This window comes from Nocardiopsis rhodophaea, from assembly GCF_039530945.1.
Taxonomy (GTDB): domain Bacteria; phylum Actinomycetota; class Actinomycetes; order Streptosporangiales; family Streptosporangiaceae; genus Nocardiopsis_C; species Nocardiopsis_C rhodophaea.
Genome location: NZ_BAAAPC010000083.1, coordinates 1 through 501, shown reverse-complemented (window position 1 = coordinate 501; position 501 = coordinate 1). Strand labels below are relative to the sequence as shown.

At 49.7% G+C, this 501-nt stretch carries 1 protein-coding gene; it reads left to right on the top strand.

Annotation, left to right across the window (positions count from 1 at the left end; genetic code table 11):
• Positions 1 to 6 precede the first annotated feature (6 nt).
• Positions 7 to 138, top strand: coding sequence for a colicin release lysis protein (locus ABD259_RS25765; protein WP_234283478.1), 132 nt, complete (start codon positions 7 to 9; stop codon positions 136 to 138).
• Positions 139 to 501: the final 363 nt, after the last annotated feature.

The following is a 501-nucleotide window of genomic DNA, read 5'->3' as shown; positions in this document are numbered from 1 at the left end:
AAGACTATTTTTCTTTTTATATTGATTGTTGCTGGCTTTCTTCTGGCCGCATGTCAGGCAAATTATATCCGGGATGTTCAGGGCGGAACGGTGGCACCATCGTCCTCCTCTGAACTGACGGGGATCGCGGTTCAGTAGAAAAGATCAAAGGATCTTCTTGAGATCCTTTTTTTCTGCGCGTAATCTCTTGCACTGTAAACGAAAAAACCGCCTGGGGAGGCGGTTTGATCGAAGGTTAAGTCAGTTGGGGAACTGCTTAACCAGGTAACTGGGTATACGAGACCGCAGATACCAAAACTGTTCTTTCAGTGTAGCCGCAGTTAGGCACCCACTTCAAGACCTCTCAATATCTCTCTCGTATATATCCAGTTACCAATGGCTGCTGCCAGTGGCGTTTTTGCGTGTCCGTCCGGGTTGGACTCAAGATGATAGTTACCGGAAAGGGCGCAGCAGTCGGGCTGAACGGGGGGTTCGTGCATACAGCCCAGCTTGGAGCGAACG